Genomic DNA, 14,293 nt, shown 5'->3' with positions numbered 1-14,293 from the left:
TTTTTGGAAAAGCTGCCTCTACTTTTTTGAGGTACCTGTCGTTAGAGCCAAAAAGCAGAAGGGGCTCCACGTTTTCTATCGTAAGATTTTTTTTCGCCAATTGAACTAATATAGTGATTGAACTTGCAGGTGAAAAATAAATCCAGAATCGGATGTATTTATTAAAAGAATCGGATCTGAAGCCAGAAGTTAAGCCAAGCTGGAAACGAATTACTGGTTGAAAGACTCTTATGTTTTCTCAAGTGTATTCGTTTCATGCAGGGCGCAAGAATGATAAAGCGAAAGCTGGTTTTAGAATTTACGAAAATGAGCGGTAACGGTAATGACTTTATCGTTATCGACAATCGATTTTACAATTTCTCTGCTGAAGAACTCGCAGATTTGGCCCGCAGGTTTTGCCCGCGGCGTACCGGTATAGGTGCAGACGGAATTCTTGCGTATATGTTGCCCGATGATGCTGCACACCAGTACCGCATGAAATATTTCAATGCTGATGGTAGCCTGGGGACCATGTGTGGCAACGGTGCACGCTGCCTTGCCCGATTTGCCCGGAAATCCGGTGTCGTTGAAGAAACCATGCAGTTTGAATCAGATGCGGGCGTCTACAGGGCTACAGCCGGGCCTGATGATGACAACCCGGTACGCATCTATGTACAACCCCCGCAAGCCCTTGCCCTTGAAAAACTGTCCCATCCGGAGTTGCATCAGCCGGCGCACTACATCTGGACGGGCACCGAGCATCTGGTCTCCTTTACCGAGTCCCTGGATGCTGTGCCTGTTGTAGCCTTGGGGCGGGTATTACGCAATGATGCAACGCTAGCACCAAATGGCGCAAACGTAAATTTTGTAGCAGTAGAGGAGTCAGGCGCCCACGATGCGCCAGCCCAATTGCGCGTACGCACCTATGAGAAAGGCGTAGAAGATGAAACGCTGGCGTGTGGTACAGGCGCGATGGCATCGGCTGTTATTGCAAAGAAAACGGGTTTGATTGCATCAACCACCGTACAGGTACACATGGCGGGAGGGATCCTTGGCGTTGGCTTTGACGAAACGGCTGATGCCGTAGAAAACCTGTACCTGGAAGGCGTTGTTGAGACCATCTATCGCGGTACTACCGAGGTGTAGGACAGCCTGCGTTTGTGGTGGCCATTAACCACCTATCACGTATGCCGCAGAATCATCTCTATTCGCTCGCCGGCCGGCAGTGCAAAATGCTGTAAGCCAGCCGCTCCCTGGGGAGGAAGGGGGGTGAGCTGGACAACCTCTCGTGCTGGTAAAGCAAGTATGCCTTCGCCCTGAGGTGGTACCTCAATTACAAATCTACGGTTACCTTTAGGACCTTCAGTGAACATACGAAGGGTGCCAATGCGCGTGTGCGCGCCGGCTGAAAGCTGGGGCAGGTCGCCCAATTGTGGCCGCAACGTGTAGGTTTCAAATCCTGGACTCGTTGGTTGCAGGCCCATAATCCCCATGTAGAGCAAGTACAGCGGAGAGACGGGCGCGTGGCTCCATTGGCTCCGATCATCGTAGCCCGGCTCCCAGGTTTCGGATAACGTATTGTTTTCTGCAACGGAGCGCATTGTGCCCCAGCGCGTTCGCAATTCATTGATAACAACGTCCATGCGCCCACCTGCCGCAAGGCCCCAGAGGCGCCAGCCGGCGTTGGCAGGATAAGACAAGCCAACAGATGATGGCATGGTGGCAAGCAGTTCCACGGCACTAGCTCGCTGGTTGCCGGGGCACATATTATACATGATTGCCATAGCAAGGGAGCGGTCGCAATACTGTGGTGAGCGCTCTTGGGCAAGCCAGGGCTGGTTGATAACAAAAGCCTGGCTTTGCCGGTCCCAAAAATATCCTACCACAGCTTCCTGAATGCGTGCGCCGAGTGCACGTACGGTTGCTGCTTTATCTGGCTCCCCAAATGCCTCACACAGTGGCGCTAACGCATATTGCATCATGGCCGCAGCATAAATGTTGAAGGCGCACATTTTGTGATGCTGTTGCGCGTAGGCTGTGGTGTCCATCCACACAACAGGGACGCCGAGGTTATCTACAGGCAACAAGTCCTGGTCTGCTTTCAGGGTGCGTAGGTAGTCAAAAAACCTAAGTAATCGCGGGTAGACTTCTCGGAGTGCGTCAAGGTCAGCTGTGTAGTTGTAGTAGTGAAAGGCATCAAATGTATGGCCGATACCGTGGTCGAGTAGCGGCCCCCACGGGGTGAGTTGGAGTTCGCGCTCGGGTATGCGGGCCAATCGGTCATATGCCGGCCAACTGTCGAGGAAATAGCCGGCGGAAGTTATACCCTGGCTATAGGTGTCTACGTAGCGGGCAATTTGTTTTTTAGCACCAAAGGCGTAATGCACGGCGTGTATCACATGGCCGATATCACCACTATACTGCTGGCGTTCGCGCCCCATACAATCGACAATGGTGTCTTGTGCGCAGTTGTAGAGTGTGTTTAGCGCAGCATCCCATACCCGCTGAATAACAGGGTCCGAGGTTTTACATTCTGGCTGCAGAGGCCACGGATACATACGCCGGCGCACACCGATATTGGATATCGTTACGGGTCCTGCGGCATTTCTGATGTGTAGCTGTATCCAGCGCAACGACTCAAAATCGAGCGTTTCAAAAGTATTCTGACCGGCTTTGCAGGTGAATCGCGTCCACGAATGAAAGCGCGTATTGAGCAATGCTGCGCCTCCAATTTTGTGGCCCTCATGGACCATCAGCTCTACTATGGTGCTTTCTGGCGCTGTGATCGAGAAAAAGGGCCAGCCTACAATTTGTTCGGGTAATTCAAAGGTGAGGGCAAGGGCGTTGTTGGCGACGGTTTGCACCTGCCATGCGCCGGCCTGCATTTCTGGCGGCAGCGTGGCCTGGGTGGCTGAAAACGCCTGGGGCGTCTCCGACTCAAAGTACTCTTCCGGGGGCCGGCGCCAGTTGATTTTAAACGCTTCTCTGAGCGTAACGGACTGCACAATTTCGTCCCGTAACATCGGGACACTGCGTTTGCGTAGCTGGGAGATATTGCGATCTCCCGAGCTTTCAAACAAATAGTCGCGGCCGGCTGTGCAAATAGCAGGTTTGTCTGCGGGGCCTTGCAGGTCCATGGCCGGCAACCAGTTAGCATCCGGCTGATAAGCAGCTTCCAGCCATCCATGCGGGTATTGCCGGGCGTCAAAAGACTCCTGAAATGCACGTAGAAACCAGCGTTTGTATTGTCCGGGCGGCCAGCTGCGGGCGAGGTGTGTTTGCCATTTGTCGTCGGATACTACAACTTCTTGCCGGCCATTGGCAAAGGTCAGGGTCAGGTGAAAAATGAAGCCTGCTTTTCCGATTGGCCAGGTGCCATCTCCCTGGCCGTAATACAGCACTTCTGCACCCAGTATATTCACGCCTTCCTGCAACTGCTCGGTTAAGTCGAGCGGGTCTGCTTCGGCCCATCGGGGGTCGGAAGGGGCGGGGCCCCATTGTTGACGCTGTTTGTTGACAAAGAGTCGGTATCGGCTGTCTCCCAGAATCCAGCCTGAAGCGGATACGGGTTTTTCGTTGAGATACAGCCGGCGTCTGAATAACACAACGGTGTTTTGAAGCACCCTTTTGGCAGGATACCAGACCCATTTTGCCGGCGCAAGGTCGAGCGCCCGGTCTTCAAGTGGTGCCGCTTGTGTATCCTGTGGTGCCAGTGGTGCAGGACCTGCATGCGCCGCTGGCTTTTCTGTCAGTGGATTAACGACCAGGAAGGAGGTGCCAAGGGTGGATTGTTTGAGGAAGTTGCGCCGGCTATTGGGGTTTGGATGCTCTTTCTTATTCATCAGGGTCTGCTGCGTTACCGGTTTTATTGCTTATCTAGCTTCATCAGGAAGGTACGAACAAGGGCATAAGTATCTGCAAAATCTTGCCAGTCGAGGGTAGCGGCCACATCTTCAGGATGGTGGTAGGGCTGATCTCCTTTGTTGGTATACAAAAAGAAGCCACGAACGCCTGCATTCAAAAAGAAATAATGATCGCTAATCGGGGCGTTGGGGCGTTTACCAATGGGACCAATATTCAATGTGTCGCCAACAGATGCCAGCAGGTCAAATTCATCATTAAAATCACTACCGCCAACAGCCATAATGCCTTGCGACCCGGAAGCCACCATATCGAGATTTACCAGAAAACGAATGGATTCGAGAGGTAAAGGCGGATTGTCGACAAAATAGCGGGAGCCGATCAGTCCTTCTTCTTCGCCAGAAAAGCCAACAAAAACCAGCGATCGTTTTAGAGGCTTTTGCTGGAAATAAGCCGCAAGGGCCAGCGTTAGTGCTACGCCACTGGCATTGTCATTGGCGCCAGGGAAATAGTGATCGGGCCCCAATTGCCCCATGTGGTCGTAATGTGCAGAGATGAAGTAATATTCTTCCGGCGTTGTTGTACCGGGAATATAGCCTATGACATTGGACGAGGTGGTCTGCCAGTCAAGCGTTGTTTCTAAGGTGAATGACGCCGTTGCCGCTCCATTTTCAAGCCATACCTGATCAGCTACAACGAAGGCAGGAATACCCGTGTTTACAGGCGTATAAAAATCCAGCAGGTTATTGCTTGTCCGTAAAATGACCGCCACAGCGCCGAGGTATCGGGCAATTTCGATACGGCCTGTTGTTTGGGCCAGTGCGGGGTTAATCGTGCTGTCTGCCCGGATGGCTTGTAAGACGTCAGGCGTAATTTCAAGGTCCATCACCACAACGGCTTGTTCGACGTTTTTGCCGGCGTAGTTGTTGTACTTGGTATTTGGTACGAAGAGGCCGTCTCCCACCTCGACAATGCGTGCCGTGGTTGCTGTACCAGACGAACTACCGGGGAATGGCAGATAGTCGTGCCCCAGATCCAGTTTTCGCAATCCCAGGCTGAGGGTCGGGGTTGTCGGGTACACATCTACGGTAAGCGGGAAGGGCTGCTGATAGGTATCGCTAATGGGGGAGAGCCCGATACGCTTGAAGTAGTTTTCGATATAGTCAGCGGCTTTACCATCTGCATCGTTCAGATACCCGCGGCCGGCAAATGCTGGTGAGGAAAGCGTGTCTACGATGGGTTTGGCAAATGGTATGGGTGATAAAGAGTCTGTTGCCGGTTGAGCAGCAGCACGCTGAGAAACAGCACACAAAGGCAACAACAGGCCCAAAAGCAAAAAGGAGAGAGGGAAAACGCGATAGATCATCATGCAAACGGAATAGAATACCAGTTAAAAACCAAAAAGGCACCCTGAAGTTCAGGGTGCCTTTTGATAAAATCTGGTACGCTTTGAGATCACTGGGAGAAGAAGCGGCGGTTGTCTTCGATATCTGCTTTATCCCGCAGGGAGGACAGCCATTGGCTCGTGGCCTGCTGTTTTAGCTGCGTGCTGAGTTGTGTTTCGAGCTGTGTGCGTTGCACATCAGAAATCTCAGCCGGCTTCTCTACTTTTGTAGCGCGTACAACAAATACGCCGTTCTGGCCCTCAATTACGTTGGACGTCTGACCATCTTCGAGGCTCAATACGGTGCCTTTGAAGATCGGATCGTTGCCAAGTTCAGCTACAGAACGGGTGTTGTGCGTTACGGCCGTAACGATCCGCTCGGTTGTATTGAGGGAAGACGCGAGGCCGTCAAATCCGCTTGCATCGAACGCGCGCTTCATTTTGGCATACTGGTATGCTTTCTTTTTCTCCAGTTTGGCGCGTGGCTCAATTTCCGCTTTGACATCCTCAAAAGTCCGGTAGCCTTCAGGCGTTTCAGCAGCGAGCTGTGCGACAACAAATGCTTCGTCCAGTTCAACAACAGGACTGATGGCATCTACACCAGAGGATTCCATGAAGTTACGCAGTTGCCGGCTGTTGCCGATGCCGGAAATGTAGGTCTGTTCGCTTTGTACCTGTACTTCCTTGACTTCGAGGTTCAGTTTTTCTGCTTCACCACGGAAGTCATCAGATTCGCTGGCATAGAACTCAAGGTCACTCAGCCGCTCTGCGATGGCGTTGACGGTGGTTACCGAAGGCTCAATCAACTGCGCGTAGTCTGCGAGGCGGACTTGCTGGGTCGTTTTGTCGGTAACTTCGATCAGGTGATAGCCAAACCGTGATTCGATCGGGCCAACAATGCGGCCTTCGCGTGCACCAAAAGCAGCGTTTTCAAAAGCTTCAACCATTTTACCCCGGCCAAACCAGCCAAGGTCACCACCACGAATGGCACTGCTGTTGTCGCTGGAGAACAGTTTGGCGAGCGTATCAAAGTCTTCGCCGGCTTCCAGTCGCGATTTTACAGAGAGGGCCTCGTTACGCGTCGTGCGTTTGCCTTCGTCTGAAGTATCTGTAATCCTGAAAAGGATGTGACGCGCACGGATCAGTTCATCTTCACCGTCCTGCACTTCCTGAATCTTAATCAGCCGCGCTTCATTGCCAACAATCATGGGGCCAATGATACGCTGGGGCGTGAGATCGTCGTAAACAGCCACGGCAAGTTCGTAGTCGAGATCGTCAGCTACGAAGAATGCGCTTGCATACGGCCGTGCAGAAGCAAACCGGGTAAGGAAGAGTGAATCATCTTCAGCTTCAGCAAATCGGGTTTTCAAGTCTTCCATCTCATCCATAATGGTGAGCGTATCCTGGGTAGAGGGCAGCTTCGGGATAGAGACGTAATCGAGCGTAAACGACTTTTTACGGCTAAAATCTTCTTTATTATTGTCGTAGTAGCTACGCAGATCTCTATCACTAAAAGTAATAGAATCATCTGGGACGGTTGCGTACCGGAGCGCTACAAAGCGCGTATCAACTTTAAGGTTGTTTTTGCGGTACTCTTCTAACACATCTTCTTCTGAGACGCGCACCGTGGCTTCTACTAGTTTCTGGAGTTTTTCCCGCCGACGGGTATCGCGCAACTGGGCTTCCAACATTGTCCACTGCTGGCTTGCAGTTTCATCATCAAGAAAGCTTTGGAGCAGGTTGCGATCCAGGTTGCCTGTGGCGTCGCTAAACGTACTTACAACCATGGGGTGGGGGTTATCACCAAGTACCAGGTCAACCAACTCACCGTCAGTTACCTTGATGCCAAGGCGTTCCATCTCCTGTTCGATCAGGAGACCGTCAACCAACTGGTTGTAAACCTGGTCCCGCGCATTATCCATCGCCTGCTGCGTCATGCTTTCTCCCGTACGGCTCTGGTAGAGGCGCGTCTGGTTGTCCAGTACGTTTCTGTACTGTTCGTAAGAAATAGGCTGGCCGTTCACTTTGATGATTTCCGTGGCTGTATTAGAACCCACCATATCAAAAGTGCCGGCATCTTGCAGCATAAACAGGATGCCAAACGCTACTACTACAAAGTAGAGAACATACTTCGTGTTCTCCCGCATTTTGGTCATCAATCCCATAGAGAGACCTCGTCAACAATCAGTTATTTATGGACCTATAAAAAGACCGGCAATATACGGCACGATTGCCCGATTTGTTCGTCGGCGTCAAAATTTCATCTCAGGGCAGGGGGTTTTGATGAACCGCAGAACACCGAACAAGGAATTTTGAATGTCGAAGGTCTATCCTTCAATAATCAAAATTCTTTGTTCGGTGTTCGATATTCATCACAGCGGTCAATTTCCGCTAAAACGAAAGGGATTCTTTATGTAGCCAAAGACTTGGTTTTTGCGAGGCGGGTACGGAGGGTTAGGAGTACCTTACCGAGGATTTGGGAAATGCGTGCTTCCGTGAGGCCCAGCAGGCCGGCTATTTCACGCAGGGTAAGGTTTTCGTAATAATAAAGCGCCAGAATCGTTTGCTCACGCTCCGAGAGGTCTTTGATCAGTGTACCGATATAAGCGTGCAACGACGCTTTATCTACCCGATCAAATGCAATGAGGGCTTCATCGTTTGGAATGGTTTCCACAACGGTTTGCTCACCTTCCGTGCTGGCTGTGTCGTACAGCGAAAGTGCAAAACGACACTGGGCGTCTGTGAGCAAGGTGTGGTAATCGATCAGGCTCAGGCCGAGGTGTTCAGCTACCTGGTGATCGTCGGGCTCTGCGCCGAGCATTTGCCGGAGTGTTTCAACCGCTTGCTGGGCTTCAGCCAGTTGTCTGCGACGCTCGCGGGGAAGCGCATCAATGGAGCGGAGGTAATCGACGAGGGCGCCTCGGATCCTGCCGTATGCATAAGAAACAAACGGGGTACCACGTTCCGGATCATATCCATCCAGTGCCTGCAGGAGGCCGAGTAGGCCGACATTTTCGAGGTCCTCTCGGGAGGCGAGGGGATGGTCGGGGATACTCAGCCGGCCTACCAGCGATCGTACCAGCGGAACGGCCGCAACGACTACTGACTCTCTGTTTTTAGGAGAGGGTGTTTCTGCATGCTGGGCTGCGAGGCTTTGGAGGTCTTGGGCCATGAGAAGTGCACGGGTTTACAATGCCATGAGGCAGTTACTGTGTTAATCGCAAGTACAGGAGGAATTAAGCCTTTGCCGGACGTCTTGTCGGCGTGCCAGGAGCGCTGTTACCCAGGGTTTCGTTCTTGACCTTCGCGTCTTCGGGTACTTTGGGTACCGGCTGACTCAGGATTTGCTTAATGACGTTGTCGCCAATGGTCAGGACGAAATAAATGGATAAGCCAACGGCCAGGCTTAAAAAAACCGTTCGCTCGACAGAAGCATTATGCCAAAGGTTATTCAGGAACGTAAGCACACCTGCTATGCCACTGATCTGGACAAATAATGCACGCATAAGTGTCTGTTAATTTGAGGTTTAGGTATAGGTATTCAAGATGTGTGCCAGCAATGGACTGTGTGGCGCGAGAATGCGCTTCCGTTTAGTTCATGCTTAAGAGAGCCGGCGAAAAGAGGGCGTCCTGCGTCAGATTGTGCGCCAAAGACTGAAAAGCTTTTTGCACTGGACCTTCGCTTCGGACTGCCGGCGTCTGCTTGCTCACAGATCTGCGTATTTGAGCGGAAAAAGGTACCCAGCCAAGGTATTTTGTTACCCGGCCTGTAAAATGTTCGGTAACCTTCCCAAATCGATCTGCGATGCTTCGTGCCTCTGCTTCAGTGTCTGCAAAGTTCACGATGGCACCAAGGGGATAATCTGGTGCAATATCCCAAATCATACGCGCCAGACGGTAGGCATCCGAAATGGCTGTTGGTTCACCAACGAGCACGAGGATGCCAAGATCTGCTTTATCCAGTGCCCATCGCACGGCACCTTCTGTTCCAGCCGGCGTGTCGATAAGGACAAAGTCATGGGTCTGTTGAAGCGACGCGATGAGGCTGTCGAGCTTTTCAAAGAGGCTTTGCAGGTGAACGCCGGCAAAACCCGGGTCGAGTGCGCCCTGTATCAGGGTGATGCCCGACATTGTTGTATGTAAAACCTGTTCTTTCAGTACAGTGTGTCGGGCGTAGTCCATTACGCTGGCGTCCGGACTCTCATTAAGCAGCAGGGAGCATGCGCCCTGTCCGAGGTCTACGTCGACCAGGACTACGCGGTAACCAAGTGCAGCGAGGGTCTCAGCCAGGTTTACGGATACGACGCTTTTGCCAACACCGCCTTTTCCACTGGCAATGGTCAGCGTTGTAGATTGTAGCTTCATATTCATAGGGTTGGATGATGCAATAAAACTGGCGCCTGCGGGGTAACTTCAGGCACCCGGTATGGATATGCTCGTAACAAAATCTGTTAGAGGATCCGCATCATCTCTTCTACAAACCAGCTCGGGGTAAACGCTCCGACGCCTTCCGGTACTTTGGGGCTGGAAGACGCAAATTGCACGGGCAATTTCGTTTCCATGATCCATTCGGCAATACGGCCGAGGCAACGGGTTTCGTCGAGGTGTGTAAAGGCTATGGCGTCTGTTCTGAGCGGTAGCCGCTGCAGGTATGACGTGTCAAATTCATCGAGGGCGCGGGTTGCATTGAGCACCATGTGAATCTGGATTGGCATCAGCGGCTCGACAAGTCGCTTCAAGTGCAGCAGCATCTTACGTGCGCCGGCTTCGTGTACAGGCATCGGCGGTGTATCAATCAGCACCTGGTCAAACGATTCTGCCCTGTCGAGCGCTTCATTCATTTGTTCAATGTCGCGTACCGTTTGAACCGAAATCCCGTAACGCGAATACAGTTCTGCCGGATTCTGGTAAGGCAGATCTGAGCCTTCTTCCGGCAGAATGGAAATAACGGTGGCTTTGTGCCGGCCAAAGAAGCTTGGGTGTGTTGCTGCTTTAAGGAGCAACGAAGTTTTGCCGGCGCCGCTCGGACCAATGAACATCACCGTGCCGGAATACCGCTTTGGGGTAGCCATCTTAAGGCCGTTTCGGATCACCTGTGCCAACGCCCAGCGAATTTTCTGGGGGTTATGGTTGGGCTCGAATCCTTTTTCAACGAGTTGCTCAAAGAACCGCGTTACGGTAGCTGGCCGCATGCCCTGGCGTAGCAATTTTGCGTACAATTCGTGTGATGCCCACCGAATGCCAGAACCAATGATGGCGCCTTCAAATTTCCGATCGAGTTGGTCGAGCCGGTTGTGAATGAGTTGGAGTTGAGATTCCAGTACGTCCTGAAACTGATCAGCTTTAGCTGGCAGGTTGCTTCCTTCGGGAGCGTACAATGCATTCCGGTCTTTGCGTGGCGCAGTTGTGAGGCCATGCGAATACGACTGCAGGGCTGTATTCCTCCGGCCATCTCCTTTGCGCCCAAAGGCTGTATTGTTGCCGGAAAAATTGGCATGCTGCGTGGAATAATTTGCTGTGCGCGGTGCAGTCATTACACCGCCCTGTGCAGCGCGTGCATACCCATAACCCTGGGGTTGCGCGGCCTGGCCTGCTTCGGCATAGGCAGGTGTTTCTTGTTGTCGCTGCGCGGGTGCAGGCACATCTACCATGACGGTAATTCGCGCCGGCGCATCTCCTTCTGCAGGAATAGATTCAAGAAGAACCACGTCGTCGCCGAGCAGCCGGCGTGCTTCAATAAGTGCGGCGTGAATACTGGGGCCTGTAAGAGTTTTAACTTTCATGAAATGCGATCCTATTATCGATATGCAATGTAATCTTACTAATTTCCGGTTTCTCCCCGATTATCAGGCTTCTGCATAGGTCTCTGCTATTTGCAGTTGATCAGCCACTTCGACCGATACATCAAGCACGAGATCATTGTATGAGAGCACTGTAATATCCGAGAGTACAGGCGTAAAGAAGTTGAAGAGGGTGGCACGAATCACCGGCGATGTGAGGAGTACCGGCGCGTGTCCCTGGCTGATAAGCTTTTTCGTCAGACGATCTGCTTCTTTGATCAGGGCGTCGACATCATTTTGGTCCAGAGAAAGGGTGCTCGGGTTGAGCTCTCCTTGCTGGGCCTTCTCGAGCAAGTGTTGTTCCAATTCAACAGCCAGTACAAAGGCATGTACCTTTCCATCCGCGCCAACAAATCGTCGGGTAATCGTTGCAGCAAGTGCAGCGCGTGTGTATTCGGTAAGAACATCGATATTTTTGGTTTGAATGGCGTGATCGGCCATGGCTTCAAAAATGGTGATGAGATCCCGAATGGGCACAGTTTCCTGCAGGAGGCGCTTAAGTACCTTCTGAATAGAGCCAAGGGTGAGCAGACTTGGGGTAAGTTCTTCCACCAGAGCGGGCGAACTTTCACCCACTTTATCTACAAGCTTCTTCACTTCCTGTCTGTCGAGCAGTTTATACGCATTCTTGCGGAGTACTTCCAGCAGGTGCGTTGTAATAACCGCCGGCCCTTCTACAACAGTAAGGCCGAGTTGCTCTGCTTCGGGTAAGTTGCGCTCTGCTACCCAGATTGCTGGTAACCCAAATGTTGGGTCTTTCACATGGATACCAGGCGGCGGGTTTTTAATGTCGTCGGAGAGCAAGGCCAGGTAATAGCCAGGCATTACCTCACCCTCTCCGATCGGGTTGCCCCTGAGCTTAATGGTGTACTGGTTGGCACCCATACTCACGTTGTCGCGAATACGAATGGGTGGTATGACCAGGCCGAGCTCGAGAGCGAGCTGTTGGCGCAACATACGTACGCGTTCGAGCAAGTCACCTTGCTGGCTCGGGTCAACAATCGAAATCAGGGCATAGCCAATTTCGAGTTCGAGCGGATCAACCAGTAACAAATCTGTTGGTGTTTCGGGGGCCTCAAGTTGTTTTTGGCCCTCAGGCAGCAATGCCGGCGATGTCTCCTGGTCTTCCATATGTTTAACACGGTTGCGGCCAAGCAGAAGGATGGCAGCAGCCAGGAGCCAGAAAGGAAGCACCGGCAGGCTGGGTACAAGCCCCATGAAAAACAGAAACATGCCTGTCAGCAGAATTGGATGCGGCTTGTTGAATAGCTGTGATTTGAATTCTTCACCCCAATTTGCTTCGTTGCTGGCGCGAGAAACGATAAGGCCGGCAGCGGTTGAGATGAGGAGAGAAGGAATCTGCGAAACAAGGCCGTCACCAATAGACAGGAGCATAAAAGTGCTGCCGGCGTCGTTAAACGACATGCCGAGTTGCACCATGCCCACCACAAGGCCACCAATGATGTTAATGGCGGTAATGGCCAGGCCGGCGATGGCATCCCCACGGACAAACTTGCTTGCACCGTCCATTGCGCCGTAGAAGTCTGCTTCGCGGGCGACGTCTTCCCTGCGCTGCCGGGCGTCTGACTCGTCGATGAGGCCTGCATTTAGCTCAGCGTCGATGGCCATCTGTTTACCAGGCATGGCGTCGAGTGTAAATCGGGCGCCTACTTCGGCGATACGGCCTGAACCCTTTGTGATAACCACGAAGTTGATCACGACAAGGACGAGAAAGATGATGGTACCCACAACGTAGTTGCCGGCAATCACAAACTCACCAAATGCGCTAATAAGCTGTCCTGCTTCTCCTTCGCTCAGGATGAGTCGCGTTGAGGCGACGTTCATAGAGAGGCGGAAGAGGGTCGTCATCAGCAACAGGCCCGGGAAAATTGCAAAATCGAGAGGCCGGCGTGCATAAAAGGAGGTCAGCAGAATGCCGAGGCTAAGGGCGATGTTTGTTGCAAGCAGCAAGTCGAGCACAAACGTGGGCAGCGGCACCACCATCACAAAGAGGATGAGGATCATGCCCATGGCAATGAAGCCTTCGCCGTTAAACAGCTGGAAGCCTTTCTCTTCCTGTAATTGGTTGGGACTTATAAGTGTTGACAAGACCTTGAGGCGTTAAGTAAAGTTACTGGAAATGAATCAGGCGCTCGGTAAAGATTTGCTTTTCTTGCGCTTTCTGTAAATTGCCGCGAGGATGGTTGCGACTGCCGGATAAAGTTCTTCAGGAATTTCCTGTTCTTCCGATACACTCCTATACAAAGCCCGCGCCAAGGGCGGATCTTCGATCACCGGGATGTTGTTGTCGAGTGCCAGTTGACGAATGCGGAGTGCCCTTTTTCGAATCCCTTTTACCATTACCCGAGGTGCTGGCGCAGCGTCTGCGTCGTACTTCAGGGCGACAGCAAAGTGTGTCGGGTTGGTCACTACAACATCCGATTTGAGTACCGCATGATCGAGCCGGGGCCGGCGTAGTAGCTTCAAGGCAAGCCTAAAGCGTTCTTTCTTGATCTTTGGATCACCATCCGTCTGTTTGCGCTCATCGCGAACTTCTTGTTTGGTCATCTTCAGATCTTCCTTGAACTTCCATTTTTCGTATGCAAAATCAATCACGGTAAGTACAATCAATACAAGGATTACCTTCAAAAACAGGCCTACAATCCAACCTCCCGTAATCTGGAAGATGGATTCCATTTGCTGGCTGTGCAGTACTACAATTTCTTCTATCAACCCTTCGATATGCAGGTAAGCAACCGGCAGCACAATGATGATTTTCATAAAGGATTTGAAGAACTGAAAGAGTCCCTGGACCGAAAAAATGCGTTTAAATCCTGAAACCGGGTTTATTTTGGATGCTTTTGGCATCAGCGGCTTGAAGGAGAAATTCCACCCGAATTGCACTACGTTGAGTAGAATGCCTGAAATCATCAGGACACCCATAAGGGGGAGGAGGACGAGTACGACTTGCGTTCCAAGCGACATAACCAGCGATTGAAACGAAGAGATATCCAATTCTGTGGTGTTGGAAGCGAGCAAAATCGAAGACATGATATTTTGCAGCCGCTGAATTCCCCAGGGGGTACCAAAGGCCAGAACCGTTACCCCAATCAGGAGCATTCCAACGGAAAGGAGTTCCTGCGACCGGAATACTTGACCCTCACTACGCGCCTGGCTAATCTTTCGCGCAGTGGGGTCTTCAGTGCGTTCGTCTTTTTCACTCATGGTG

The 14,293-nt window shown here is 51.9% G+C and carries 10 protein-coding genes; 1 reads left to right on the top strand and 9 read right to left on the bottom strand.

Annotated features, from left to right (window positions below; genetic code table 11):
- Positions 1-306: 306 nt before the first annotated feature.
- A complete protein-coding gene (gene dapF, locus AAF564_12265; GenBank protein MEM8486317.1) occupies positions 307-1,125 on the top strand; it encodes a diaminopimelate epimerase in 819 nt (272 codons plus the stop codon).
- 35 nt (positions 1,126-1,160) lie between these two features.
- On the opposite strand, the gene AAF564_12260 is transcribed toward dapF, so the two are convergent.
- From AAF564_12260 to flhB, 9 genes are all read right to left on the bottom strand, one after another.
- Complete coding sequence (locus AAF564_12260) at positions 1,161-3,821, bottom strand: alpha-L-rhamnosidase N-terminal domain-containing protein (protein ID MEM8486316.1); 2,661 nt, start codon at positions 3,819-3,821, stop codon at positions 1,161-1,163.
- Positions 3,822-3,844: 23 nt separating this feature from the next.
- Complete coding sequence (locus AAF564_12255; protein ID MEM8486315.1) at positions 3,845-5,209, bottom strand: M28 family peptidase; 1,365 nt, start codon at positions 5,207-5,209, stop codon at positions 3,845-3,847.
- A gap of 86 nt (positions 5,210-5,295) precedes the next feature.
- On the bottom strand, positions 5,296-7,389 hold the full coding sequence (locus tag AAF564_12250; GenBank protein MEM8486314.1) for a peptidylprolyl isomerase: 2,094 nt from the start codon (positions 7,387-7,389) through the stop codon (positions 5,296-5,298).
- 245 nt (positions 7,390-7,634) lie between these two features.
- Complete coding sequence (locus tag AAF564_12245; GenBank protein ID MEM8486313.1) at positions 7,635-8,396, bottom strand: FliA/WhiG family RNA polymerase sigma factor; 762 nt, start codon at positions 8,394-8,396, stop codon at positions 7,635-7,637.
- A 64-nt stretch (positions 8,397-8,460) separates the two neighbouring features.
- Positions 8,461-8,730, bottom strand: coding sequence for a hypothetical protein (locus AAF564_12240; GenBank protein MEM8486312.1), 270 nt, complete (start codon positions 8,728-8,730; stop codon positions 8,461-8,463).
- An 85-nt stretch (positions 8,731-8,815) separates the two neighbouring features.
- Positions 8,816-9,589 carry a P-loop NTPase gene (locus AAF564_12235; GenBank protein MEM8486311.1) on the bottom strand — a complete coding sequence of 258 codons (774 nt, stop codon included), beginning with the start codon at positions 9,587-9,589 and terminating at the stop codon, positions 8,816-8,818.
- 86 nt (positions 9,590-9,675) lie between these two features.
- Positions 9,676-11,007 carry a flagellar biosynthesis protein FlhF gene (locus tag AAF564_12230; protein MEM8486310.1) on the bottom strand — a complete coding sequence of 444 codons (1,332 nt, stop codon included), beginning with the start codon at positions 11,005-11,007 and terminating at the stop codon, positions 9,676-9,678.
- Between the two features lie 63 nt (positions 11,008-11,070).
- Positions 11,071-13,173: a flagellar biosynthesis protein FlhA gene (gene flhA / locus AAF564_12225; GenBank protein ID MEM8486309.1), complete on the bottom strand. Its 2,103-nt coding sequence runs from the start codon at positions 13,171-13,173 to the stop codon at positions 11,071-11,073.
- A gap of 36 nt (positions 13,174-13,209) precedes the next feature.
- On the bottom strand, positions 13,210-14,289 hold the full coding sequence (gene flhB, locus AAF564_12220; GenBank protein ID MEM8486308.1) for a flagellar biosynthesis protein FlhB: 1,080 nt from the start codon (positions 14,287-14,289) through the stop codon (positions 13,210-13,212).
- Positions 14,290-14,293: the final 4 nt, after the last annotated feature.

The organism is Bacteroidota bacterium, from assembly GCA_039111535.1.
Lineage (GTDB): Bacteria > Bacteroidota > Rhodothermia > Rhodothermales > JAHQVL01 > JBCCIM01.
Note: the sequence above shows the minus strand (reverse complement) of the source record. Positions and strands in the feature narration are given on the sequence as shown.

Coding starts and splice junctions, on each gene's coding strand:
- AAF564_12245 (MEM8486313.1), bottom strand. CDS start 8,396: ATGGCCCAAGACCTCCAAAGCCTCGCAGCCCAGCATGCAGAAACACCC.
- flhB (MEM8486308.1), bottom strand. CDS start 14,289: ATGAGTGAAAAAGACGAACGCACTGAAGACCCCACTGCGCGAAAGATT.
- AAF564_12255 (MEM8486315.1), bottom strand. CDS start 5,209: ATGATGATCTATCGCGTTTTCCCTCTCTCCTTTTTGCTTTTGGGCCTG.
- AAF564_12240 (MEM8486312.1), bottom strand. CDS start 8,730: ATGCGTGCATTATTTGTCCAGATCAGTGGCATAGCAGGTGTGCTTACG.
- AAF564_12260 (MEM8486316.1), bottom strand. CDS start 3,821: ATGAATAAGAAAGAGCATCCAAACCCCAATAGCCGGCGCAACTTCCTC.
- AAF564_12250 (MEM8486314.1), bottom strand. CDS start 7,389: ATGGGATTGATGACCAAAATGCGGGAGAACACGAAGTATGTTCTCTAC.
- AAF564_12230 (MEM8486310.1), bottom strand. CDS start 11,007: ATGAAAGTTAAAACTCTTACAGGCCCCAGTATTCACGCCGCACTTATT.
- AAF564_12235 (MEM8486311.1), bottom strand. CDS start 9,589: ATGAAGCTACAATCTACAACGCTGACCATTGCCAGTGGAAAAGGCGGT.
- dapF (MEM8486317.1), top strand. CDS start 307: ATGAGCGGTAACGGTAATGACTTTATCGTTATCGACAATCGATTTTAC.